17 protein-coding genes are annotated in these 25,245 nt (G+C 51.0%); 8 read left to right on the forward strand and 9 right to left on the reverse strand.

Annotation, left to right across the window (positions count from 1 at the left end):
* Window positions 1-30 precede the first annotated feature (30 nt).
* Entirely contained in the window at window positions 31-942 is a 912-nt protein-coding gene (locus ACEVG1_RS00880; RefSeq protein ID WP_374741641.1) for an FKBP-type peptidyl-prolyl cis-trans isomerase, read from the forward strand.
* A 10-nt stretch (window positions 943-952) separates the two neighbouring features.
* Here the strand turns inward: ACEVG1_RS00880 and ACEVG1_RS00885 are convergent, their stop codons facing one another.
* Window positions 953-1,987 (reverse strand): gliding motility lipoprotein GldB, encoded by a 1,035-nt coding sequence (locus tag ACEVG1_RS00885; RefSeq protein ID WP_374741643.1) that lies wholly within the window; start codon window positions 1,985-1,987, stop codon window positions 953-955.
* A gap of 80 nt (window positions 1,988-2,067) precedes the next feature.
* On the opposite strand from ACEVG1_RS00885, the gene ACEVG1_RS00890 reads away from it, so the two are divergent.
* The 3 genes from ACEVG1_RS00890 (at window position 2,068) to ACEVG1_RS00900 (ending at window position 5,081) form a co-directional block, all read left to right on the forward strand.
* Window positions 2,068-2,748: an outer membrane beta-barrel protein gene (locus tag ACEVG1_RS00890; protein WP_374741644.1), complete on the forward strand. Its 681-nt coding sequence runs from the start codon at window positions 2,068-2,070 to the stop codon at window positions 2,746-2,748.
* Between the two features lie 26 nt (window positions 2,749-2,774).
* Window positions 2,775-4,418 carry an NAD+ synthase gene (locus tag ACEVG1_RS00895; protein ID WP_374741645.1) on the forward strand — a complete coding sequence of 548 codons (1,644 nt, stop codon included), beginning with the start codon at window positions 2,775-2,777 and terminating at the stop codon, window positions 4,416-4,418.
* Between the two features lie 84 nt (window positions 4,419-4,502).
* Complete coding sequence (locus tag ACEVG1_RS00900) at window positions 4,503-5,081, forward strand: DUF4136 domain-containing protein (RefSeq protein ID WP_374741646.1); 579 nt, start codon at window positions 4,503-4,505, stop codon at window positions 5,079-5,081.
* 11 nt (window positions 5,082-5,092) lie between these two features.
* Here ACEVG1_RS00900 and ACEVG1_RS00905 read toward each other — a convergent pair whose 3' ends face one another.
* The 6 genes from ACEVG1_RS00905 to ACEVG1_RS00930 form a co-directional block, all read right to left on the reverse strand.
* Complete coding sequence (locus ACEVG1_RS00905) at window positions 5,093-6,124, reverse strand: GntR family transcriptional regulator (RefSeq protein WP_374741647.1); 1,032 nt, start codon at window positions 6,122-6,124, stop codon at window positions 5,093-5,095.
* 99 nt (window positions 6,125-6,223) lie between these two features.
* Window positions 6,224-8,968: a glycosyl hydrolase gene (locus ACEVG1_RS00910; protein WP_374741648.1), complete on the reverse strand. Its 2,745-nt coding sequence runs from the start codon at window positions 8,966-8,968 to the stop codon at window positions 6,224-6,226.
* A 4-nt stretch (window positions 8,969-8,972) separates the two neighbouring features.
* Window positions 8,973-9,287 carry an L-rhamnose mutarotase gene (gene rhaM / locus ACEVG1_RS00915; RefSeq protein ID WP_374741649.1) on the reverse strand — a complete coding sequence of 105 codons (315 nt, stop codon included), beginning with the start codon at window positions 9,285-9,287 and terminating at the stop codon, window positions 8,973-8,975.
* Window positions 9,288-9,437: 150 nt separating this feature from the next.
* Entirely contained in the window at window positions 9,438-10,577 is a 1,140-nt protein-coding gene (locus tag ACEVG1_RS00920) for a glycoside hydrolase family 88 protein (protein WP_374741650.1), read from the reverse strand.
* A gap of 39 nt (window positions 10,578-10,616) precedes the next feature.
* The gene (locus ACEVG1_RS00925) at window positions 10,617-12,617 is read right to left on the reverse strand and encodes a RagB/SusD family nutrient uptake outer membrane protein (protein WP_374741651.1); all 2,001 of its coding nucleotides are present in this window, start codon (window positions 12,615-12,617) and stop codon (window positions 10,617-10,619) included.
* Between the two features lie 10 nt (window positions 12,618-12,627).
* Window positions 12,628-15,744 (reverse strand): SusC/RagA family TonB-linked outer membrane protein, encoded by a 3,117-nt coding sequence (locus ACEVG1_RS00930; RefSeq protein ID WP_374741652.1) that lies wholly within the window; start codon window positions 15,742-15,744, stop codon window positions 12,628-12,630.
* 265 nt (window positions 15,745-16,009) lie between these two features.
* Here ACEVG1_RS00930 and ACEVG1_RS00935 point away from each other — a divergent pair, with 265 nt between their 5' ends.
* Window positions 16,010-19,741, forward strand: coding sequence for a two-component regulator propeller domain-containing protein (locus ACEVG1_RS00935; protein ID WP_374741653.1), 3,732 nt, complete (start codon window positions 16,010-16,012; stop codon window positions 19,739-19,741).
* A gap of 8 nt (window positions 19,742-19,749) precedes the next feature.
* On the opposite strand, the gene ACEVG1_RS00940 is transcribed toward ACEVG1_RS00935, so the two are convergent.
* Window positions 19,750-20,421: a response regulator transcription factor gene (locus tag ACEVG1_RS00940; protein WP_374741654.1), complete on the reverse strand. Its 672-nt coding sequence runs from the start codon at window positions 20,419-20,421 to the stop codon at window positions 19,750-19,752.
* On the reverse strand, window positions 20,418-21,851 hold the full coding sequence (locus tag ACEVG1_RS00945) for a sensor histidine kinase (RefSeq protein WP_374741655.1): 1,434 nt from the start codon (window positions 21,849-21,851) through the stop codon (window positions 20,418-20,420). The genes ACEVG1_RS00940 and ACEVG1_RS00945 overlap by 4 nt, the downstream gene beginning before the upstream one ends.
* Window positions 21,852-22,280: 429 nt before the next feature.
* Here ACEVG1_RS00945 and ACEVG1_RS00950 point away from each other — a divergent pair, with 429 nt between their 5' ends.
* Genes ACEVG1_RS00950 through ACEVG1_RS00960 form a run of 3 tightly spaced genes read left to right on the forward strand, consistent with a single transcriptional unit; the run spans window position 22,281 to window position 25,190 of the window.
* Complete coding sequence (locus ACEVG1_RS00950) at window positions 22,281-23,534, forward strand: DUF4270 family protein (RefSeq protein WP_374741656.1); 1,254 nt, start codon at window positions 22,281-22,283, stop codon at window positions 23,532-23,534.
* Window positions 23,535-23,545: 11 nt separating this feature from the next.
* Window positions 23,546-24,532: a Kelch repeat-containing protein gene (locus ACEVG1_RS00955; protein ID WP_374741657.1), complete on the forward strand. Its 987-nt coding sequence runs from the start codon at window positions 23,546-23,548 to the stop codon at window positions 24,530-24,532.
* A 4-nt stretch (window positions 24,533-24,536) separates the two neighbouring features.
* On the forward strand, window positions 24,537-25,190 hold the full coding sequence (locus ACEVG1_RS00960; RefSeq protein WP_374741658.1) for an outer membrane beta-barrel protein: 654 nt from the start codon (window positions 24,537-24,539) through the stop codon (window positions 25,188-25,190).
* The last annotated feature ends 55 nt before the right edge of the window (window positions 25,191-25,245 follow it).

The raw sequence follows: 25,245 nt of genomic DNA on the forward strand, positions 1-25,245 counted from the left end.
AACCAACAACTAGAATCACGAAAGATTAAAATGGTTAAATCGACTCCTTGTATTGCGGCTATCGGCATCATGGCTATCGTGTCATTGATGGGTTGCGAGAAAAAAACATACCAATCGTTTGAAGAACTGGACAACGCCAACATCCGCGAATACATCCAGAGAAATAACCTAACGGTACACCAATACAAGGAGACCGATTTATTTTACCAAATACTGGAAGAGGGAACGGGCAATCCGATCGATTATACCAAGACGTACCCCATCGTCTATACGGTAAAAAGCCTGGACGGCGTCTATAACGCGGTGGATACCCTGAGCAGCGCCAACCGCTACGCCGATTACTTTGGCTATTTCCCGTTCGGATCCGCTTATGCCGGCACCCCTACCGTGGAACGTACCGGTGATTTCAAAGAAGTGATCCGCGAAGTGCTGCAAAAAACGAACGGCAAACTTCGTATCATCGTTCCATCGCGGATTATGTATGGTAGGAAAGGTCTACCCCGTCTCGGTATCCCTCCCAATGCATCACTCGACTATGTGGTCACCATTCACGACAATTTCGCCGACTACGAAGAGGCGGTGATTCAACGCATGATCGCAAACGCATCGCTGGATATCGATGACTTTACCAAAAGCGAAGACCGCATATACTACCAAATCATCGAACAGGGTACTGGCGCCGCCATCACGGCCGACTCGACGGTTACGGTAGACTATACCTTGAAAGACCCCAAAGGCAATGTACTTGACTCGGGCACTGACAGCGAATTCAATTTAGCTGGCGGCGTCATTTCAGCATGGCCGAAGATTGTACCTTTGATCAATAAGGGCGGGAAAATCCGCTTTTTCACTCCGAGCGACTATGCCTATGGAAAGACAGGGAATACGAACATTGCACCGTTTCTTTCGCTCGATTTTGAAGTGGAGGTCAAAGACGAGTAAAGCAACAGCCTTACTTGCCCCTATACCGCGATCCATCCAATAGCTGCTGGGCATCTTTCATGTCCAGTAGTTCCGTAAGGCTTACTGCGGGATTCCGCTCCATATAGGCCCGTACCATTTTCCAGCCAATGAACACACCGAGTTTGGGAGCGGACTCGTTCTGTTCGCCCAATTCGGGGGTGAACGGGGCCTCGCCCAGGTACTTCTGTATACGGTTGTAGTCGGCCTCATAAAGCAGGTTTTCCTGTAAAAACCAAGCCCATATATCGCGTTCAAAGCGGTTGGCCCACTCCCATTGTGCGGTTGTATAGCCAATCAGGAGGGAATCCGCCACATCGGGCATCGCCCGCTCCATGACATACATCACCTTTCCTTGGTAAACCATGTGCTGCAGCAGGCTGACATCCAATGCGTTCTGTGGATACAATTCTTCACGAACATAACTCTCAACCACCCGGGGCACGATATTCTCCGGTGTAAAACGCCGGGAAAGGTACTGCGGGATACTGCCACGCAACGCCGGGTAAAACTTCGAATCCGCACCAAGGAACATATCCAGCCCGATGCCCAGGTAGTCTTTGCCTACGGGGGTTTGTACGGCAAATCCGGAAAAAAAAGCGATCATCCTTGGAATGCCGATTGCTGGAAAATAATATTTCAAATACCTGAATGCGTCAGTCAATCCCGCTTCCTGCACCTCCATATCCGGAAACGTTTCATAAACGCTTGTTTTCAACGCCTTGAAGTCCGGAGTGGCAATGACCGTTTCCAATACCGCTGCCGTGCGGGTGCTATCCAGTGGGTTTCCCGCCTCCAGCATGTGCTGCATGTAATCGGCATAGAAAAACCCATAGTGTTGAAGCCAGGATTGGTTTTTGGCGAGGATGTTGGCCGATGTAAGACTATCCAGCGCCCGGTCGAAGCGCTCGATGGTGATATCCACATCCACGTGGCTCACATCCACCCGTTCCGTCCGATCACAGGAAAACAGGCCAATAATTAAAAAAAAGCAATAAATTTGCTGCGCACGCGTTTTGAGCATCATTTTTGTTCATTAGCTGGCAGCGAAGTTAACGATTTTGATGGAACCCGGATTAGACGGGTTAAGCAGATTTACACGGACTTATGGATATGCGAAACAAAACGGCACCCTACTATCTATTGGTTTTTCTATTCGTCACGGTCAGCGGCCATCGCGCCATTGCACAGGACTATTATAGCTCTACCTACCAATATAAACCGGTTTCGTTGGGCATCACCTTCGCACCGAACATGGCTTGGATGCGGCATGGCGATGCGGGAGGCTACCAAAACACACCGAAACTGGGCTTTGCATATGGCTTATTGGCCGACTTTGCATTTACGGAAAATTATTATTTCGCTACGGGATTGCTTATCAATACCCTGAATAGCGACGTGGAATATGCAGACCCCACCATCAACGCCGTAGCCGGAACCGATCTGACCAAAAACTACCGGTTGCAATATGCCGAAATCCCCCTCGCGGTTAAGCTGAAAAGTACCATGCGGTATTTCCGCAGCTATTACGGGCAATTCGGCTTTACGGGCGGTGTGAAACTCAATGCCAAAGAAAAAGGGGCGGGCAACACCACGCGCACGTCGATGGGCGACGACGCCGACTTCTTCCGGTTGGCATTGCTCATCGGGGGTGGGGTGGAATGGCAACTCGACCATAACATGGTCATGGTAACCGGATTGAGTTTCAACAACGGATTTACCCGCTCCATCCAGGACGGCGAGCCCCGCAATTCGTACGTCGCTTTCAATTTCGGCATCTTCTTCTAACCTAATACCCACAACCGCAACACGCCATGATCATCGCGTTAGCCCAGCTCAACTACCATATCGGCAACTTCGACCGCAACACGGCCGCCATCATTGATGCCATCCTTGCCGCGAAGGCCAAAGGCGCCGATCTTATTGTATTCGCCGAACTCGCCATCGGCGGGTATCCCGCCAAAGATTTATTGCGGTCACCCGCTTTTCTGGACCGCTGTGAGGCTGCTGCCTCCGAAATTGCCAACCATTGCACCGGGATAGCCTGCATTGTCGGTGCGCCTATCCGCAACACGACCGGGAAAGGCAAGCCGCTGCATAACGCTGCGCTTTTCATCGAATCGGGTGGCGTGCGGCAAGTGATACATAAGGGATTGCTTCCCGACTACGATGTGTTTGATGAATACCGCTATTTCCAACCGGCCGACGCATTTGGTTGCATCACCTACCAAGGCAAAAAAATTGCCCTAACCATTTGCGAAGACCTCTGGAATATCGCGTCGCCGCAATTGTATCGCCGAAGCCCGATGGACGTACTAGCGGATGAACATCCGGAGCTCATCATCAACATCGCTGCTTCTCCCTTTTCATACAATCACCTCAACGCACGGTTGGAAGTGTTGCGCACCCATGCTAAAAACAATGGAATACCGCTTCTATACCTGAACCAGGTGGGGGCACATACCGACATCATTTTTGATGGCCGGTCAATCGTCCTTTCACCCACGGGTGAATTGGTTGACATGATGGCATCCTTTGACGAAGTGGTCAGCTACTACGAAGTCAACGACGGACCTATTACCCCGTTGCAGCAAGCAGATAACACCCACCAACCCCTGGACACTCCTTTGATCCATCGGGCATTGCTACTTGGTATACGCGACTATTTCCATAAATCGGGTTTCACCAAAGCCGTCGTCGGATTATCGGGCGGTATCGACTCGGCTGTGGTCGCGGCACTTGCCTGCGAAGCGCTGGGGCCAGAAAATGTCATGGCGGTGCTGATGCCTTCGGTATATTCGAGCGACCATTCCATCGCCGACGCGCTGGATCTGGTGCGCAACACGGGCTGCCGCCATGAGATCATTCCCATACAATCCATGGCCGATGCCTTTGGAGACAGCCTGGGATCCGCATTTGACGGCTTGGCACCCGACATTACGGAAGAAAACATCCAGGCCCGCATCCGGGGTACACTGCTGATGGCTTTTTCCAATAAGCTGGGTTACATCCTGCTGAATACCTCCAATAAAAGCGAAGCAGCGGTGGGGTACGGCACGTTGTATGGCGATATGGCAGGCGCATTGGGGGTCATTGGCGACGTTTACAAAACGCAGGTTTACCATTTGGCGGGCTACCTCAACCGCGAACGGGAAATCATACCCCAGCATACCATCACCAAGCCCCCTTCTGCCGAATTACGTCCGGACCAGAAAGACAGCGATTCCTTGCCCGATTACGATCTGCTAGATGCCGTGCTTTTCCAATACATCGAAAACGAAAAGAGCGCGGCGCAGATCATCGCTCTGGGGTTTGAGGAAACGTTGGTATACCGCGTACTGCATTTGGTAAACCGCGCCGAATTTAAGCGCTTCCAATCACCGCCTGCATTACGCGTAAGTAGTAAAGCGTTTGGGGCGGGCAGGGCGATGCCGTTGGTAGGCATGTATCCGCTGTAGCACATTATATCCATAGTCCATTAAACCATCCCAGCTGGGCATCGTCTAAGTCTTATAAAGCAGAAATATTAGGAGACCACAGCCATGAAAAGGTTCATTCTATTTTTCATTCCCGTGATGGTACTGGCATCTTGCTCGGCCTACCAATACCACACCACTAAAATACAAAGCACCGATTTTTCGCAGTACCGCACGTATGGCTGGCTGCCACCCGTCGATTCGTTGTCCAAATCATACTTTGACAACGACATCGCCAATGCCAATATTTTGGAAACAGCCAACCAAGAACTGGAAGCCCGCGGGCTGACATACAGCAAGGAAAATCCGGATTTGCTATTCCGGTACATCGCCATTGTCAATAACAAAAGCCGGCCGCTATACGGCGGTTACCCATATAGCCATTGGGGTATGTGGGGTTACAACCCCTGGATGTGGGGGCCGCATTGGGGGTACTACGGCTACGGTTGGAACCGCCCGGTAGGTGAAGAGCGTTACCGTGCTGGCCATATTATCATCGAAGCAAGGGATAGGCAGTCCAATACCGTTATCTGGCAAGCCCGCGGCAGCGGACAGGTGCGTACTCCGGAAGACGCGATCAACAAACTACCGGAAATCGTTACGGGCGTATTGGATCAGTTCCCTGTTGCTGAGCGCAAGCGTTGAGGAGCAGCTAGCTATATCGACGGCCGCAACGTGAGGTAAAACGGCACTTCCTCGTGCTGTTTCGAGTTTTCCAGGATAAGGCGCGCGGCGGTCTCCCCCATCTGTTTAAAATCTGTGGAGATGGTGGTGATACCATTGAGGATAAACTTTTTCAATGGTGTCTCATTATAGGAAATGATCCCCACGTCCTTGCCGATCTTCAACTTGAGTGAGATCACCCGATCCAACAATTTCACCAAATCATCTTCCATCAGGTTAATATAGGTCTCCCCGGTGGATATCGGCTCTTCCGAAATATCACTCACCAGGAGGTGATTGAAGGCGTATTGCTGGCAAAAACGGTAGAACCCCTTGATGATTCCTTTCGGGAAATAGCTTTTATCGGGAAAAATCAACTTCAGCGTGTGGTATTTGCTCAGTTGTTCCTTAGCTTGCTCCAATGCGTCGTAGATGTCCTTTTCAAAATTTTCATACACCGCCGCGTAATCCCCCCCCACCCCAGGCACCAACTTATCCAGGAGCACTAACTTATCCTTCGGGATGTTGTCGATAATTTCGCCGGCCTTATCGCGCCCTTCGATGAAATGTGGAATAATGACGTAATGCGTATAGGTTTGCTTGAGCTTTTCCAGCAGTTTGCGGAAAAGCGACAAGTCGTTGTTGTACACATAAAAATCGACCGAAGCATCGCTGCCAATTGCATTCACGAAGGCGTCGTATACTATTTTTTTGTGGGCGCTGAGCTTATTGAAAAAAAGGACGATCTGCAGCTTCCGCTTGAAATCCGCATCGGCGATGTAATAGCCTTTACCGGGCACGGATCCCAGTACCCCTAAGTGCTTGAGGTGCTTGTATCCTTTCTCGGCCGTATCGCGCGAAATTTCCAGCACGTAGCTCAATTCATTGATAGAGGGAAGCATATCGCCTTTTTTCATCTTCCCATTCTCAATCGCATTGATAACCGCATTGGCCAACTGCAGGTATTTTGGGGTTGCCGAGTACTCGTTGATGTAGATATGTTCGAACACAGATACGGGTTTCATCGTTATTTAATGCTTATTCAAACCAGGGCCATGCAATTTTTGCATATCCAGCGCTAAAAATAAGCGGATAAATCCATATTATCGCGATATTATCGTCTTTTATTCCAATTTGTACTGCACAATGGTCACCGGGCCCGCCAAGCCCGAGGGCTGTACAGGCCATTTCGATGCATCAAACGGTTTGTAGTCAATGCTCACGAAGTTAATCTCATGGTAACGGCGCCATTCCTCTCCCCGTCGGTCCTTACCACGGATGCGGTTTGCCATCAGGTTGGCTACTTCGATACGGATGGTGTTTCTACCCCGCTTCAGCAGATGGCCTACCTGCAAGTGGAAAGGCACGCTCCAGGCAATGCCTGCATCGGCACCGTTGATATACACACGCGCGCTCTCGAAAAGATTGCCGAGTTCAAGTACATAGGCCATGCCATCCGCTATTTCCGCAAGGTCAAAAGACCCTTCGTAGGCAGCTATTCCACTGAATACGTGGTAGGCCGTATCGGCAAACGTGGTCCATAAGGACAGCGTATCCAATGTGACTGTTTTCGGCAAGGCGGGGCCTCCTGTTTCAAAACGCAGTTCCCACCCGTTGTCAACTGCTATTTCGGCCACCCGCCTCCCAAAGTACTGCCAGGCAGGCACGGACCGCATCCGATCGTTGCCGAACCTGATCACGAGTGCCTCCCCCGGTTGGAGTTGCACCCGTATCCCGTACCGGCTACCTTTCTCCGAGCAACGCACCTTGCCAAATGCGCCGCTTTGGGGGTCTAAAAGCAGTGCCACCCCATTTGCTGCCGCTTGGAATGGTACCCACTCATCGATCGCGTCGGCGCCGTGGTTGACCGTAAAATAATAGGTGCCGTTGCGTGCACTACGGCGGATAAACCGTAACCCGTGCTGTGCCAGCTGCTCACCACTGACGCCGAGCGATTGCAACGTGCCGATTACGTCGTCCGCAATCACCACCCGCTTTTCTTGTTGAAGTTGCTCCCGTAGGTCGTTGAATTGGCGATGCCTGGCCGTGTAGTCGCCAAAACCGGGCACATCTTCGGGCAGCGCCTGCCACACCACAGTGGCTCCTTGCCGCACCAGCTCCAACAGCTTCTGCAAGGTGGCTACGGGCATACGGCGTGCCGTAGGCACCACCAATGCCTTATAGGGCGTATTGCCAGCGGAGGTATGGATGAGCCCCCCGCTTACCGACACGTGCGACAGCAGGTCGTCAGAAATGAAATCAGCCGCATAGCCGTGGTCCATTAGTCGGGCGGCCTCCCGGTAGAAGGGCGTCGGATACAGCCACTTGTCGATGTTATGTACCGTAAACTGCATCAGCTTCCCCATGGGGTCGTCCCAATTATCGTAAACCGGCCAATACAGCAAGAGTTCGCTATCGGGCTTGCCCGTTTGCAATACAGACTGTACACGGGTGATGTACTGGTTGAGGCCCTTCAAATGCGGCCACCAGCTATTGTTAGGCACGAAATTGACCGATGCATAAAACAACCATCCCGGCCATGCCACTGCTTCGGGCGAGTAGGTGATGCCGTGGTAAAACACGTGGTTGACGCCTGCAAGGAACGCCTGTTCAACTTCCGGCTTACACTGGGACAACGCGGTTTTGAAATGTTCGGTGAGCCACGTGAACGTTTCGGAAGATACCAACGGCTTTCCGGTGATGGCTGCCGCCGAAGACGCAAATTTAAGCATGATGGGGTCGGGATCGACATTGCGGATATCCGCGCTGTCGCGTCTCAGGCCCGGTATGGGGAAAAAGCTGGAACCGAAAGTTTCCACTTCGGGGATATCCACGGCTGCATACAGATCGATCAGATTGCCGGGCGAACCGTGGGCCTGGTTTTTCGTGATAGCACCCCGCTGGTGTGCCCACGCTGTCCATGGTCGGGTAAATCTTTCCAGCAGCAGTTCGGCCAACGTCTGTCGGTAATCCGACTTGATCCGGCCGATACGGTCCGTACTATCGGCCGAAAGAAATTCCCGGATATGCAACCGCAGGTCATATCCCCGCCGTACTAGGAACGTTTCATACAAGCCATCTGTCCAATCGGCCCCATACACCTCGTAGCTGTCGTTGTAAAGTGCCCGGACGCCCAAGGGCCTCCTGCCAAACGCCGTGTCAAAGCGTGCCAGGTAATGGTGGAGTGCCGTATCGGAAAAATGGTTGAGCGTAAACCCTTCGCCGCCCGGTGCTGCCCGTTTTACCTGTTGGCCCGTTTTCCCAACGAAAACGGCATACAGCTCCCATGCACCCGGACCGGCGGTCCAGTTCAACGTTCCGTCGCTAGCCACCCGATCGGTGAGCAACAGCGCTTCGCCGGCGTCGCTATACGCCGTAAGCGACCGCAGCACTGCCAAGTAGTGCTTAGGGTCAGCGGGCATGATTTTCTCCGTTACCGACCGGCCCGCTTCCAAGTGAAACACCCGGAAGATGGCTTGGGTTGCAGCGTCGTCAACGCCCACTTGCGGCCCGCCAAACGGCCATCCCGTGCCGGTGGTCAGGTCCACGCCCATGTCCATACGGTCGCCTTCGGCAACCGTATGGCGCAGCATGTCTACCCAACGCGGTGAGAGGAACGGGATGTAGCTGTTTTCGTAATCCATTGCTCCATAAATTGGCGCAATCTCCAATCCACCGAACCCTGCATCCGCATAAATTTGCATCAGTTGCGAAACGTTATGCTCATCCACCGCACTACCCATCCACCACCAGCGTGCCCAGGGTTTGGCCGTTTTAGTTGTTTCTGGCCACGGCGTATGCTGGGCTTGGAGCAGCTGTACAAAGCCTACGCAACAGCCTACGGTTAGTAAATAACGGAGCAATTTCATCTGATTAAGGCATGTAAAACACTTCCGTGAGCGGTATGCTCACCGGCGAATTATCTGCATTGGTTTCCATCATATCGGCCATGTACGCCCACCACCGTTGCATCAGCGGGTTACTGCCCAAGTCCTGCGACGACAGGTCATCTACTTGCCTCTGCACAGCGAAAAGCGTGTTGGTTTCTTCGTCCAAAAAGATAGAGTAGTCGCAAACCCCGTTTTCCTTCAACAGGGCCGCCAGTTCGGGCCAGATTGCAGCATGGCGCCTTTTGTATTCTGCCTCGCAGCCCGCCATCAGTTTCATCCTAAATGCGATCCGTTGCATCCTATCGTATTTGTTTCTATTTTTCTATTGATTGCCATTCATCATCCAGCGATTGGAAGCCGTATGCTTACGCGCTGCGCAGCAATCATAGGCAATAATACAATAAAAAAGGCTGAACCCATCCTGCAACATCCTGACTTGGCACGCCTGTTAGCTACCTGTCAATTTGTACACTTCAGTTCCCGCAAGCAGGAAACAACCCAATCCATAGTCTTCAAAGTCGGGTTTGCTCGTATAAGTTACCGGCTGCCCGTCTTTCGGTTCCTTCCCCGTACCCTGCACATAACCCAAAAAACCATTGCTGTGCACGGCATCACGCACCAATGCATTCCAGGCGTTGGTTACTACCGGCAGGTATATGCGCCGGTCTATCATACCTTTGTTCAACGCCCATGCCATGCCGTAGGTAAAGAGCGCGGTACCGCTTGTTTCTTTTCCGCCATAATGGTTGGGGTCATGCAGGCTGACGTTCCAGAAACCATCCGCACGTTGCAGCGGAGCCAATGCCGATAGCATGTCCTTCAGGTCTTGTTGGTATTCACCGTAATGTGGATCACTTGCGGGCAATTCTTCCAGCACCCGCACCAACGCAGCTACCACCCAGCCGTTCCCCCGCGACCAATAGCAATCTTCGCCGTTCGGTTCCCGGTAAGGCGGAACGAAATCCCTGTCGCGCCACCACAGCTTGTCTTTTGGATTATATAACCCTTCTCCCCCTTCGCGGTATTTGGCATGGCTGTAGAGATCGTACATCTTATCAAAGTACCGGCTATCGCCGAAGGTAACGCCCAGCTTGGTAAATACGGGCATCGCCATCTGGATGGCATCGATCCAGTCCCAATCGCCCACCTCGTCGCTATGGACCATGCGATCAATGTTTTCCTTGATCGACTGGATATATATCGGTTTGTTATCGATACGATAGAGGTCGATATATGTCTGCCCGCAACACTGGTTGTCGGCATTCCGTGTAATGGGTTGGTATGCTGTGGACCAGCGGTGTTTCTCGCCCCATTGGACGGCGTAGTCGTAATAGCGCTTGTCAGCATCAATCGCGTACAATGCCATCAACCCTTCGTAATACACCGCCCGTGTCCAGATATTGGCGGGGCGCTCCCTGTTGGTTACGACGGTCTTGCCGGGGTCGGGCCATTTTTCCATGAAATATGCGTTGGCAAGCCGAAGCTGTTGCAGTACGTCGGCCTTTCCCGGCAAGCGGTCATTCGCGTATACGGCCCCAGCCATGCCAACCGTGTTGAAAACGATCAAGAAAACTAACAATCCATTCATTTTTCAGTGTGTAAATTTCAATAAGTAAAGCGATGGCATTTACCAACCCGGGTTTTGCATGGCGGCTTTGTCATCAGCAGTGAGTGGTTTCCCGTCCTTTTGTATCGCGTCGAGGAAACTCTGCGGTATTGGCCGTAGGTAATGCTTATTTTCCAATGGCTTTGCCTCATCGTTGAATAGCGTAGCCCGCTTTACCAGGGTTTTCGTCCGCGCGAGGTCCTCCCAGCGCATCAATTCGCCCATTAACTCCCGTGATCGCTCGTTGAGGATAAAAGCGATGAACTTGTCCGCATCCGACGAAACACCCAACTCTTCATAGAACTCATCCGTTGAATTAAAGATATCGGCCACACCGTCGAAACGCATATCCCCCGTGGTGGCGTCTGTCGTGAGCGCCATGTTGTTCGATTCGAAATAGGTATTCCGATCGGAATAGGATACAAACGCCGCCGTGTTTGCCGCAGAATTATTCACATATGCGGCTCCACCGTCTGAATGGAAAGACCGGTCTTCGCCCGCCTTATAAGCAGCGCGTTCACGGAGGGCGTTGATATACGGCATCGCTGCATCGAACCTATTGAGCCTGCCGAGTGCTTCGGCTGCAATAAGGTATGTTTCGGCCACCCGCGCCAGTATACCGTCACGTTGTCCGAATTGCGACGCCACACTTACGCGCGAACCATCGGCAAATTTTGAAAGGGCTACGAACCGACTGGCCTCGTAGTTACCATGCCCACCTTTCAGGTTTTGGGGTTCACCGGCAAAATAGCGGACAAACATATGCGGTGCGCGCCTGTCGATATTTGTTGGGAGATTTGGGTCGGCAACCAACGGATCTGGACTCGTATACCGGCTATCGCCGGCGTCGTTCACAATGTAAAGGATGGATTCTTCCCCACCGGAAAATTTCGGCTTTCCAACCAAATCCGTACTTGGAGCGAATGCTGCGCTCCATACCGGCGCGTTATCGGGCCGGTTGCAGCGGTAGCTGGTTTTGAAGCTTTTCCAAAAGCGGGAGTCATTCACACGGTCAAACACATCCAGGGCGTAGTCGGTCGACCGCATCCGCTGAAACTCCCTTCCGCCCGGGATATCGCGCTGCATGCCCGTCATATTCTGGTATACCGAAGGATAATACAGGTGGATCTGGTTGCCATACCGACCCTGCGTGGCCACATTATCAGAAAACTGCGCGGCAAGGATAACTTCCGGTAAACTTTCGTTAGCACCATCCACTTGGGTAAAGTTCCATAAATCACGGAAATCATTGGCCAATGTATGGTACCCGCTGTTGATTACCAGCTCGGCATAATGAACAGCCTGTTCCAGATCTGCCTCACGGGTGGCACCATTCCAATCGCTATACAGCTCACTGGCACGAAACAAGTATACCTTTGCAAGGAAATGCGCTGCCGCCCACTTCGTAATGCGGCCCGTTTGTGCTGGCGTGGGCGGCAACAACTCATAGGCCGCATTGAAATCGGCAATGATTTGTTCATACACTTCCTGCGCGGTATTGCGTGTAAACATCAGTTCGACCGTTGTAGACGGTTCCAATTTCAGCGGCACACCCCCGAATTGCTTTACCAGTTTGAAATAATCAAACGCACGCATGAAATACCCTTCGCCAAGCCGGGTATCCTTATCGGCCCCATCGCCATAATATAGTGGGATATTCTTGATAACGATATTTGCCGTGTTGATATTGCCGTACATGTTGTCCCATATGGATGCCACATAGCCGGTTATCGAGTTCAGGCCCGCATCGTAGGAATTCCAAACCTGTTGGCCCCTATCACCCCCCACACTGAATTCATCGACGCCATAATTGGTGGTCACGTAAGCCCATTCGTAATTGAAGTGGAATTTAAGGCTTTGGTACATCCCCGTTACTAGACCTTCCAGCCCTTCCTGCGTTTCGAAATCCTGTGTGCTCCGCGCGGTGATCAAATCTTCATGGAGGAAATTCTTACAAGAAAGTACCATGGTAGCACAACATAGCAGTGCTGTGCATTTTAATGATTGCGTTATTCTTTTCATGATTCTATGTTTAAAAACCAACATTCAGTCCTATTACAAACCCGCGGTTGAACGTAGAGCCTCCTAAATCCGGGTCGATCCAGTCCACATTTGAATACAAGAGGCCCGGGTTCATTACTTGTGCATAGATTTTGAGATTCTCCAACCGGAGCCTGTTGGAGATCGGCTTGGGTAAGGTGTATCCCAACGAGACATTCCGGAGTTTGATAAATGATCCATCTTGATAGTTCATGGATGTCCGATAGGGGTCGCCACCGGCGTTACCGTAGTTAGGGGCAGGATACTCGTTTGTAGGATTATCAGGCTGCCAGTAATCCAATTTCCGCTGCGCGAACCGGCCTTGTAGGTATTCACCGCCACCGAGCGTGGTAAACCCGAAACGACCGAAGATGAAAAAGGTCAAATCCCACGCTTTATAGCGCAAGGAGTTGTTAAAGCCGGCCGTCCACTTCGGTGTTGAATGGCCAACGATGCGCCGATCAAAGTTGGCATCAATGCGGTAATCGCCATCTAAATCGGCCACCCGTATGTCACCCGGCTTGAATGCGTGTCCGTTTGCATTGAATTTCTCTATCTCAGCAAGGTCCTCGGCCGTGTTTTGCCAAATCCCTTCTTTCAAGTAATCATAGTAAACCGATAGCCGCTCGCCGATGAACCAACCGTTGTTGACGTCATCAACCTTCCCGTTGGCCAGTTCGACGATACGGTCGTTGCTGGCGGTTATGTTCAGGTTGGATGTCCATGTGAAATCGGCGTTTTCGATATTGATGGTATTGATCGACAGATCCACACCCTTATTGGACGTTGCGCCGATATTGGCCCATGTAGCCGTATACCCCGTGAGGGAAGGAATAGACATCTGCAACAACAAATCGGTCGTTTTTGACGTATATACATCCAACGATCCGTTGACGCGGCCACGGAAGAGGCCAAAGTCCAAGCCGAGGTTCCACTGCGTAGTCCGTTCCCAGCCGAGATCTAAATTGGCCATCGGTGCCGGACTGGCCAACGAGGCATCGGACGACACATATCCCGGCTCAACCACGCTTCCCCAGGTATAGTACAGCGTCTGAACCCCGCCTTTGGTAAAATAAGGGTCTATCGCTGCGTTGCCGGTGCTGCCGAAGCCGATACGCCATTTCAGTTGGCTCACCCAATCCACATCCGCCATAAACGATTCCTGGTCCATCCGCCATGCGAAAGCCGCAGAGGGGAAAAGGTCCCACTTATTGCCATCAGCAAGCTGCGACGCCCCGTCCCAACGGACGGATGCGGTAAGCAAATACCGGCTATCATACCCATAATTTACGCGGGCCATATATGACAGCAACTGCGATTCGGATAAACCGGTGCTAAATCCGTCCAATTCGCTCACCGAATTCAATTGGTACCACCGCTGGCTATTCCAGGGCAAATCGGTAGCCGTCATGGATGACGATTCCGTACGGTTTGCCGTGACACTCTGCAATAAGGTGACGCCCACATCGTGTTTACCGGCAAAGGTTTTATCGTAGTAAAGGAGATTATCCAACGTCCAAGAAAACCGGGACGTCTGATTAAGCTGTGCATAATTGGTCGATCCGGGTTCCCCAGCGCCCCGCTCGGCAGCGTGCTCATCCATCCATCTCCCATTCCTGAAATGATAGAAGTCGGGGCCGAAATTCAGGCGGTACCTCAGGCCGTCAAGTATCGTTGCCTCGGCATATACATTGCCCAAGGTACGCAATACATAGCGCTCATTGATGGTAAACTTATCATCGCCTATCGGGTTCCGGATATTTACATCACCGCCCGGCAAATTAATCCGGTTCCCCTGTTCATCGAAGGGAACGGCATAAGGCAGCATCCCATTGGCAGCGAAATAAAGGTTTGCAGCACCCTGTGAACCGCTGCCCTGGTAGCCATAGTTCTGGTCGCCGTAGGTGGCGGCCAGGCTGCCGCCGAATTTAAACCATTCCACCGGGTTCAGGTCTACCGCGAATTTGCCCGTGTAGCGCTGGTAATCCTGGCCTAATATCGTCCCTCCCTGATTAAGGTAACCAAACGAGCCATACGCTTTCATTTTGTCCGTACCGCCGCTTGCATTGAGGGAATGGTCATGGGTGACCCCTGTTTTTAACACCATGCCGGTCCAATCGGTCGTAGCCACCCGGCTGCCATCCCACGAACCGTTCTGCCATCCGTTGGCCACATTTGCCCACGCAACGGCATCGCTGCCAAAAATCCGTTGATCCGCCTGCTCGGTCGGTTCATCGGGATACCTATTGGGGTTGTCTGAGGGCAACCGCCGGTAGGCATCACGCCTGAACTCGATATACTCCGCCGCATCCATCATCTGCGTGCGGTCGTGCATGTTCTCGATAGTGGCAACAGCCAGGTAATTAAGTGAAAGCTGGCCTTCCTTCCCCTTTTTGGTGGTTACCATGATGACCCCATTCGCTCCCCGCGAACCGTAGATGGCGGTGGCCGAGGCGTCCTTCAGTACATCGATCGACTCGATGTCTGACGGGTTCAGGGCCTCGATACCGCCTGCAGCCAACGGGATTCCATCCACCACATACAACGGTGAATTGCCGGCACTTAACGAACGTACGCCCCTCACGCGCACGCTACCCATCTCACCCGGCCGTTCGTTGGAAGTAATGTCTACTCCCGCCACCATGCCCTGCATGGCTTGTAGCGCATTCGTAACCGGCATGCGGCGTACCTGCTCCGCACCGATGCTTGCAACAGCCCCGGTCAGATCCGCTTTTTTCACCGTATTGTAACCCACAACCACCACCTCATCCAAGTGGCTCATCGTGGACGTGAGTTCGACATCCAATGTAGCGGCGACCACTTCCACTTCCTTTGATTGGTATCCAAGGAAGTGGAATACCAATACGTCCCCTTCGTTGGCACTGATCCGGTAGGAACCGGCAGCGTCGGATTGTACAGAGCCCTTCTGGCCTTTAACAGACACGGTTACGCCCGTTATCGGCGAACCCGCCGCCGCATCGGTAATGCGGCCTGTCACTGTAAACGTTTGCGCTACTTGCGCAAATGATGGAACGATCGAACCGGCTGCAAGCAGTAGCATGCACCAGAATCGCTTGAACTCATCCATCGAAGTAATCCACTTTTTCATACTGATCATTTTGTTTAATACTTGGTTATTTAAGCCTTCGTCCGCCAAATTGTCGTCGTTCGTTAAGCAGTTCTTGGTTAGTACATGGCAAACCTACCTGAAAAGGAACCGGTTCATCCGTAAAATCGACCCAGATTTCCAGTAAAAATGTTCCATTTACATTTACACTATTGATTCTCGTCGGTCCGGGTTGCAAATCCGCTTTCCCCTTCCTATATTTACATCATTCCAATTCTTGGATCGGTTATAACCTAATTTTATGTCCATGTGCAACCGATATATAATTACATTGCTATTGATTCCGCTGGCCATTTGGTGCAGCGGCCAACCGCTCAACCTTCGGTTTGACCACATCACCTCCGAACACGGACTGCCACAGAATACGATCCACGGCATTGTAAAAGATAAATACGGATTCATGTGGTTCGGCACGTGGTCGGGGTTGTGCCGATATGACGGATACCAATTTAAGATCTACCGCTATGATCCCGAAAATTCCAAAAGCATCAACAACAACCGTATCCACAATATCCTCAAAGATGCAGCGCAGGACCTTTGGGTCATGACGTTTGACGAGCAAACACTCTGCAAGTATAACTACGATACGGATGATTTTGAGCGGATTCCGCTGGAAAAGGTACCCGTCGATTTACAAAAATTGATATCTAGGAAAAATTACCACATGAGTACCTCTTTCCGGTTCGGAAACCATGAATGGCGGCTTGAGCGGCGAACCAACACCCTTGTAGAAACCAACTTAACGACCGGAAAAGATAAACACTACGCAGCGAACCCCGGCATCCGCGGTTCATTGAACGACTCCTATGTCAGTGATGTTTACCTTGACAACCAAGACATTTTATGGATCGGCACCTATAGCAACGGTATCAACAAAGCCAACCTACATGCCAATCCCTTCCATAATCACTACCACATCCCTACAGACGAGCGCTCAATCATTGACGACAACGTTCGAACGTTATGTGAAGATACGGAGGGTAATCTATGGGTGGGCACACGTGACCAAGGAATCACTATTGTGGGGAAAGACGGAAGCTACCGTCACCTCCAGCACGACGCAACCGACTCCCGTTCGCTGAAAAGCAACCAGATACGCTACATCTATTGCGATTCAGGAGGGAACCTATGGATTGGAACCAAAGAAGGGTTGGATAGATACGATCCGAAGACAGGGAAAATCCGCCACTTTGATATGCTCGACCCCCAATACACGCCAATATATGGTATTACAGAAGACCACGACGAACAACTGTGGTTTGCTACCTGGGGCGGCATTTACCGGTATGTGCCGGATGTGGATAGCATGACACATTTCGACCCTTCCGATATGTTACTGAATGAACATGCCTGGGTTATATTGGAAGATCGGCAAGGTAAACTTTGGGTGGGAACCGAAGGCGGTGGAATCAGCGTAATCAATAAAGATACCCCCGGCAAATTAACGCTTGAAAGACATTTCATCCACAAGCAAGACTCCGTAAATAGCATCAGTGACAACCGAGTGTATGCGTTGTATGAAGATAGCGATGGTTATATCTGGATTGGCACGGGGAATGGACTAAACCGTTTCAACCCCACCAATCAAACGTTCCAACATTTGTCGGTTTCCCCTAACGGCCTTCCAAATGCCATGATTGCCGGCATTACCGAAGACGACAACGGATTCCTATGGGTAAGCCACAAAGCCGGCATCTCGCGGGTCGACAAGCAATCATTCGCTATTCGGAACTATTCGCAACAAGATGGTCTGCAGAGCAACGAATTCTTGGAAGGAGCCGTATTGAAGAGCCGGCATTCGCGTAACCTATACTTTGGGGGTAATAAGGGCTACAACACGTTTAACCCCGATAGCATAACCTGCGACCAACGGCCTCCCCAAATCGCATTTACCGACCTGCAAATCCTCAATAAGCACGTCCATGTGGCCCGTGAAGTCAACGGGCGGGTGCTTCTGAAAAAGCCTTTGCACCTTACTGACAGGCTTGCATTGACTTACCGCGACAAAAGCATCGCCATTGAATTTGCCGCCCTGCACTATACAAACCCGGCGCGAAACCGATACGCCTACATGTTGGAAGGGTTTGACGAAGACTGGATTTACACAGATGCGGCACACCGGGTAGCTACCTATTCAAACCTATCCCCCGGCGACTATGTGTTCAAAGTGAAAGCATCGAATAGCGACGGCATATGGAGCCCCGAACCAAAAACGTTGGCAATTTCAGTGGCTCCCGCCTTTTGGGCGAGTACGTGGGCCTATGCCCTCTATTCTCTCGTCTTCATTGGCTTGCTATATGCATTCTACTATTACGTGGTCCGCTATGCCAAGCTGAGCAGCAAACTCGCTTACGAGACCATCCTCCACGAACAGGAGCGGCAGCACCACGAGAGTAAGGTCCAGTTTTTCACGAACATCTCGCACGAAATCAAGACACCGCTTACGCTGATCCTCGCCCCCATCCAGCAATTGATGGGCCTCAGCGGGAACAATGGTGCCATGAAAAACCAGTTGCGGACCATGAAGGCCAACGGCGACCGGCTGTTCAAGCTGATCAACCAGTTGCTGGATATCCGCCGGTTCGAAACCGGCAATGAGCGGCTATCCCCCGAAAGACGGGATGTGATTGGCCTTGTGCACGAAATCGCCGACTCGTTTCAGCATATGGCCCAATTGGGGAACATCACGCTTACCACCAGGGCCGAAACGGCCCCTGTATACAACCATTTTGACCCGGACAAATTAGAAAAGGTGCTTTACAACCTCTTGTCGAATGCATTCAAATTCACGGGCGACGGTGGGCATATCGACGTGAATGTCTATACCGAAGAGACCCCTACCCAATCGGTCGTCATCGAAGTAGCCGATAATGGCTTGGGCATCAGTACGGAAGACCTACCACGTATTTTCGATCTCTTCCGGCAAGGAAAATCGAATAAAGTGGGGGGAACAGGCCTCGGGTTGGCGTACGCCAAGTCGTTGGTGGAACTCCATGGCGGGACCATTACTGTACAAAGCGAAGGGAAACACATTGGCGAAAACCGGACGGTGTTTTCGGTGCGGATTCCCCTCCGGGTAGACGATACAGCGGTGCCCTCGCAGCCGAAGGCAGCTATGGCGGCATGGACGAAGGCCATAACGACCAACGAGGAATCCGCTGCCGATGACACGCAGGCTGGCGTTGCACCACCTCCAAGCAGGCCCTACACGCTGCTTTTGGTTGAAGATAACCGTGAAATGCGTAAGTACCTTGGCGATTTTTTTTCCAACCAGTACCATGTTATCGAAGCAGCCACCGGTGTGGAGGGGCTTGCCGCGGCCGTAAAACATACACCCGATTTAATTGTAAGCGATGTGATGATGCCCGAAATGGATGGCTTTGCTCTATGCAGGAAGTTAAAGGCCGACATCCTTACCAGCCATATCCCCGTCGTCCTATTGACCGCACGTACCTTGATCGAGTATGAGATCGAAGGCATCAAAACCGGTGCCGATGATTACGTTATTAAACCGTTCAACCTCACGCTCCTTTCGCTCAAGATGGCAAATCTTCTGAACATCAGAATACAACTACGGGAAAAGTTCAAAAGGGAAGTGACGATTGAACCGTCCAAGCTCAACGCCGTATCTCCCGACGAACAATTGCTCAAACGGATGATGACCTACATTGAAGGCCAATTGGCAGAACCGGGATTGAGCGTGGATGACATCTGTGACGAAATCGGGTTGAGCCGTACGCAACTGTATCGGAAAATGAAAGCATTGACAGGTTTCAGTGTCGGCGACATCATCAAGGAAATCAGGCTCAAACGCGCGCAACAGCTGCTTAGGGACAAGCACTTCAACGTCAACGAGATCGCGTACATGACCGGGTTTTCCGATCCGGATTATTTCCGGAAATGTTTCAAGGCAAAATTGGGTATTTCGCCTTCGGAATATAGCAAGCGAAACGCGCAAGAGACGTCTACCGCTCGCTGAGAATTGTTTTATACCATCATCTTATAACCAATTCCCCTTACGGTTGTAATTTGAATGTTGGGGTCTTTGCTCAAGTGCTTCCGCAATCGGCATACGAACACATCGAGGCTGCGGCCGGTTGTTGCCTGCCCGCTACTCCAAAATTCCTTCAGGATTTCGTCGCGTAGCAGCACGGTATTCCGGTGTTCATACAGCATTTTGAGCAGTACACTCTGCCGGTATGACAATTGGAGGGCTTCATGCTCATACCGCAATACTTGCCTTTCGGGGTTCAAGGTATACCTACCAATATGGATATGTCCCATCGTATTGATCCTTTTTTTCAAACCTACGAGCGACGTGATCCGCGCAACCAACTCGTCGATAATAAAAGGTTTCTTGACGTAATCGTTACCACCTACCTTAAACCCATGGAGCACGTCTTCGGTTGCCGTACGGGAAGTGATAAAAATCATCGGTGTAGAGGCATCGGTTTCCCTTATCTTTGCGGCCAACGTAAAACCGTCCATGCCGGGCATCATTACATCCATCACGACGATATCGGGTTTCGTTTGATTGAATGATTCCAATGCTTCGGTGGCCGTTGCGGCATAGGTTACGCAAAACGCTTTCGTTTCTAAACTAACCATGAGCACATGTGCCAATTTCACTTCGTCTTCTACTAGCAATACATCAATCATGTTTGTGGGTTTTTCGGTATCTTGATCGTAAAAGTCGTACCCGACCCTTGCTGGCTTTCCAGCTTTATGGTGCCTTTGTGTTGGCCGATTATTTGTTTGACATAGGCCAGCCCCAAACCGAACCCACGGGTATGCGGACTACTGCTGCCGCTCGGCACCCGAAAAAACGGATCGAAAACACGCTCGTGATAGGCGGCCGGTATGCCCATGCCATCATCGGTAACGGTAATTTCCAGGAACCCGCTATTCCGCAATTCCCGGGTGGTGATTTCAATGCTTTTCGAACCGTATTTCGCGGCATTTTCAAGTAAGTTTGTCAATACATTCCCCAAGTGTAGTCGATCGGCCCACAAGAGACATTTCGTGGTGGCTTGATGACGTATAAACTGAATGTCAAGGCCTTCGACACCCGTATGTACCCTTGCAATGCATTTGGTAATCAATGCTTCCATATCAATATACTCGTAGTTCAACTGCTTTCGGGAAGCATCATCGTCTACCGCCACCTGCAGCACATGGTCGATCATATCCGATAAGCGCTCAAGCTCTTCCCTGGCTATCCGATGAAAAGCAGCCCGGTTGTCCTGTTCCTGCTCATTGGTATAGCTTTGCAACGCCTGAACGATCGCGTAAACCGTGGCAACGGGGGTCCGTAGCTCATGGGTCATATGGTTTACAAAAGTTTTCCTCAATGTGGCAAGCTTATTCTGTTTGGAAATGGTTTGGAACAGATACACGAAGCAACCCAAGATGGTGACGACAAGGAAAACGGAAATAATCAATTGCCAACTCAGGTTATACATCACGTTCAACCATGGAAGCTGTAATCTCAATGCCAGAAATTTCCCTTGCTCGCCATCGATCAACAACGGCCGCGGAGTAAGGGTAGAGGCATATCCATCTTCGTTTAAAAAATTCCCATCGTCGAGTGTCACAAACGTAAGCTCAAATCCGGCCTCGATACCATTTTTACGCAGCGCATCGCTGATTTTACCATGCAACACGTTATATGACGCACTGTCTAATGTTAGTTTGTTGAACAGAAATTCCGGAAGGAGATGGCGTGGAAAAGGGGGCTGCGGCCGCGTCGGGGAACGGGCCGGGCGGAATATCGGTGCAATCATCGTTAAGCGGACACGCTTCATCATCTCCGATAGGGAGTCGGCCGACACATTGGGATACGTTTTTACAAGCTCTTCATGGAGGCGCTTTTCAAATAAAGGAGTCCGCATAGCGCCGTTTTCGTTGCCGTCGCTAACACGTTCCTGCGCAAATTCCTGAACGGCATCAAATAGCACCCGTTCCGCCGTTGAAACGGTATTCTCAAGATAGCGACTGTAACTACCGTACAACCATGATCCCAGTATAAGAACAATCCCTACCAACGATACAACCAGCGGGATAAAAATAATCTTAAGCTTTTCTTTCATTGACCTCGTTATAGGCTGGCTTCGTCTATTCATACTTAATCATAGATTTTCCGAAGCGTTGCTTGCAACGTTAGATGGCAAAGGCACCGGAAAGTTTAGTGGGGGCGAATCGTTCCAAGTGGAGAAGCAGTGGCATAGGACACGGAAAATCCGTAATCCAACCAAACTTAATTTACTGGAAATGAACTAAATCAAACAGCGCCAACTTGAATAGGCCCTCCCATCCGCTTTAACAAGATTTAACAATTTGTAACCTTGGTTAACACTCAATATGAGCAGTTTTGCAGCAGTGAAATTAATACAACCATGAAAATTGGCATAAGGATACTTCATCATTACCATAGTTTACTGTTCGTTACAATACCCTTGTTGTTATTGATAAGTTGCAAGCAAGGCGATGGAATCGGTTTTGACAATTTAGACGATGGGATGAAAGTTAACGTGGTAGACACGCTGGCCATAGAAGCGAGTACATTCCTGTTGGACCCCTTGCCAACCACGGGGCAGCATGTTCTGCTAGTTGGTAGCATAAACGACCAAGATCTTGGAAAAATCGCATCCCGGTCTTATTTCAGGCTATCGAATGAGCAATTATCGCTGAGTAGTTTGCCGGAGGGCATTTCCTACGATTCGCTATCGTTCAGCCTTTTCTACAACGGATATTCATACGGCGATACCACCCAGGCAATCACGTTGAGTTTACACCGGGTTTCAGAAACGATAGAGCCCTACGAATTTCCAATTGCATTGGAAGACGACGAATATCCCGTTTTTGCTAGTGGGGGGACCACGCTATTGGCCGATCGCCATTTCGACTATGCAGCCCGACCGCTTGGTTCCATACGGTTTATACCCCATCCAAATACGGCCGGCGATAGCGTAACGATCAGATTGGATGATACGTTTGGGCGTACCCTATTCGACATGGCGACAAACAATGACACGCGGCTCACCGTGCAGGAGGAGTTTGTGGATTTCTTGAAGGGCCTTGCCTTGGTTCCCGCCGATGAGACCGGTGCCGTCATTGGCTTCCGTGATTCCGTGTTGCTCAACATCCATTATTCGTATGAGTCCCAAAGCCACGGTATGAAAGAAAATGGAAAAATCACCTTTCCAATCGGGGCTGACGCCTATCAATTCAATCGCATCGCAACAGACCGCACGGGTACGCCACTCGCCGAGTTGTCGTATCAACATGATAACATCCCTTCGTCGTTGACCGGCAATAGGACGTTCATACAAGGGGCCAGTGGCATAGTAACCCGACTAACATTCCCCACATCGAAACTCTTCTTGAATGACGGTCTGATAGCGATAAGCAAAGCCCAACTGATCATCGAAACAGACCAGTCTTCGGACCATCTTTTCATCCCCCCGAGCGCATTGATATTGATGACGGCGAACCGATACGGCACCCCTACTTCTGTGTTGCAATACAATGGGCAAACGCAAGCCGCCTACTATCAGTCGCCCGGTGGCGCCGGTGGCGCGGAAAATGGGCGGTATGTATTTGATATGACGGACTACGTCAGCAAACTGCGGCTTACCTCCGCCGACCAAACGGAGAGCCTGTTACTTTCGCTACCGCTGGATGGGTTGATGGCTACGGTAAACCGCCTGAACATTGCCGCAACAGCAGAAAAGCCCGCTATTAAATTGCACATTATGTACGTAAAAATCTAGAATAAATGAATATGAATTGGTTAATCAAATTATTATTACTCGCTATTGTACTGGTTACCGGCGCGGCCTGTTCCTCCGATGACTCGGATGATCCGGACGAATGGACAAAAGGAGCGGATTTCGAGGGCCTTCCGAGAAGTGGGGCTGCCAGTTTTGAAATTGGTGGCTACACCTACCTCACTACGGGATATGGGACAAACTCCAACCGATTCGTAGATACTTGGCGTTTTAATCCGGCACAGCAAAATTGGACACGCGTAGCGGATTTCCCCGGTGGCGCGCGCAACAATGCGGTGTCTTTCGTGATGGATGGGAAAGGATACGTGGGGTTGGGGACAAATTCGACCGTGATGTTCCAGGATTTCTATCAGTATGACCCCGATAGCGATGCATGGTCGCGCGTTGCCGACTTTGAAGGAGCGGCCCGGTATGGTGCAGTTGCTTTCACTCTCAATGGCATTGGTTACGTGGGTACGGGAAAAGACATGGATGGGCAAGATTATAACGACCTATACTCCTACACGCCCGGTACGGACGGTGGCCAATGGACAAAGGTAGCCAGCACGCCAAACAAACGGTCTTTTGCATTTGCCTTTGTGCTGAATGACCTGGCGTACCTAGGAGGCGGTACGAGTAACAACCAAAATGTATCTACATTCTACTCGTTTGATGGAACCTCATGGGTTGAAAAAGAACCGCTATCGGGGCGTGATGATGACTATACCTACAACCTGACCAGACTTAGCCCCTCGGTATTCGTGTTGAATGGGTATCCTTACATATCCGGCGGACTAACCAGCAACGGTGGTTCGGCAACAGGCACTACCTGGCGGTATATGGTATCGGGCGATTACTGGGAAGAACACCAGGTATTTCCGGGGTCCTTTCGCCACCAAGCTGTTTCCTTTGTGCATGATGGTGCCGCCTATGTCGTGACAGGCCGCAGTGGCACCTCACCATTTTACGACATGTGGCGGTTTATCCCTAATCCTTGGTAGTCCCATGAGCGATACGATAAAAAGAGCATTGGCCGTTTGCTGCATCATGTTTACGTTGGTTCGCGCGGCACATCCGCAAGACCGGAAAATAAATTACGGCGTTGCCGTGGGTGCCACCCATCCGGTCTACGTGCTTAGCAACATTAGCAGTGGTGTAAGCCGATCGGCATCCAGCACGTACAACGGGCAACTATCCAGCTGGGTTTCATGGTCTCCAACCCCATACGCGGGGTTGGAGGCGGGTGCGTCCGTCGTTGGATTAGGAGCCAAGTTAACCCAATCCGAATTTGGTAGCCGTGATGTCATCCAACACACCTATTGGCTTCAGTTTCCCGTCAATATTATCGGGAAACTACCGTTGAGAGACTCGAGTAACTTCTTCGTAAAAGCCGGGGGTTACGTTGGAGTAGGTTTGTTTGGGAGCAACAATGTACCCAACGACTACACCGGTTCGGCAACGCAAGATTTCTCGTTTGGCGAACGTGAAACACAACAACCCGTGGATATCGGTTGGACCCTCAACATGGGTTATAAACTAAAATCGGGCTATTTGATTAGCGTGGGCTATCAGCAAGGAATCAGCGATATCGCTCCAAGCCAAGCGGCATATGAGCAACGAAACCGGGCTTATACACTCAGCATCGGCTACGAGTTTTAGCCTATTCCACTTCCCTAGCCGGGCACTGCTGAAAGCGATAGGCCGCCTCAAAACG

Source organism: Parapedobacter sp. 2B3, from assembly GCF_041925275.1.
GTDB classification, from domain to species: Bacteria; Bacteroidota; Bacteroidia; order Sphingobacteriales; family Sphingobacteriaceae; genus Parapedobacter; species Parapedobacter pyrenivorans_A.

Bases quoted from the DNA above. Each gene is read 5' to 3' on its own strand.
- ACEVG1_RS00955 (WP_374741657.1), top strand. From the start codon at position 23,546: ATGAATTGGTTAATCAAATTATTATTACTCGCTATTGTACTGGTTACC.
- ACEVG1_RS00900 (WP_374741646.1), top strand. From the start codon at position 4,503: ATGAAAAGGTTCATTCTATTTTTCATTCCCGTGATGGTACTGGCATCT.
- ACEVG1_RS00895 (WP_374741645.1), top strand. From the start codon at position 2,775: ATGATCATCGCGTTAGCCCAGCTCAACTACCATATCGGCAACTTCGAC.
- ACEVG1_RS00920 (WP_374741650.1), bottom strand. From the start codon at position 10,577: ATGAATGGATTGTTAGTTTTCTTGATCGTTTTCAACACGGTTGGCATG.
- ACEVG1_RS00940 (WP_374741654.1), bottom strand. From the start codon at position 20,421: ATGATTGATGTATTGCTAGTAGAAGACGAAGTGAAATTGGCACATGTG.
- ACEVG1_RS00930 (WP_374741652.1), bottom strand. From the start codon at position 15,744: ATGAAAAAGTGGATTACTTCGATGGATGAGTTCAAGCGATTCTGGTGC.
- ACEVG1_RS00905 (WP_374741647.1), bottom strand. From the start codon at position 6,124: ATGAAACCCGTATCTGTGTTCGAACATATCTACATCAACGAGTACTCG.
- ACEVG1_RS00910 (WP_374741648.1), bottom strand. From the start codon at position 8,968: ATGAAATTGCTCCGTTATTTACTAACCGTAGGCTGTTGCGTAGGCTTT.
- ACEVG1_RS00925 (WP_374741651.1), bottom strand. From the start codon at position 12,617: ATGAAAAGAATAACGCAATCATTAAAATGCACAGCACTGCTATGTTGT.
- ACEVG1_RS00945 (WP_374741655.1), bottom strand. From the start codon at position 21,851: ATGAAAGAAAAGCTTAAGATTATTTTTATCCCGCTGGTTGTATCGTTG.
- ACEVG1_RS00935 (WP_374741653.1), top strand. From the start codon at position 16,010: ATGTGCAACCGATATATAATTACATTGCTATTGATTCCGCTGGCCATT.
- ACEVG1_RS00950 (WP_374741656.1), top strand. From the start codon at position 22,281: ATGAAAGTTAACGTGGTAGACACGCTGGCCATAGAAGCGAGTACATTC.
- ACEVG1_RS00880 (WP_374741641.1), top strand. From the start codon at position 31: ATGGTTAAATCGACTCCTTGTATTGCGGCTATCGGCATCATGGCTATC.
- ACEVG1_RS00890 (WP_374741644.1), top strand. From the start codon at position 2,068: ATGGATATGCGAAACAAAACGGCACCCTACTATCTATTGGTTTTTCTA.
- ACEVG1_RS00885 (WP_374741643.1), bottom strand. From the start codon at position 1,987: ATGATGCTCAAAACGCGTGCGCAGCAAATTTATTGCTTTTTTTTAATT.
- ACEVG1_RS00960 (WP_374741658.1), top strand. From the start codon at position 24,537: ATGAGCGATACGATAAAAAGAGCATTGGCCGTTTGCTGCATCATGTTT.
- rhaM (WP_374741649.1), bottom strand. From the start codon at position 9,287: ATGCAACGGATCGCATTTAGGATGAAACTGATGGCGGGCTGCGAGGCA.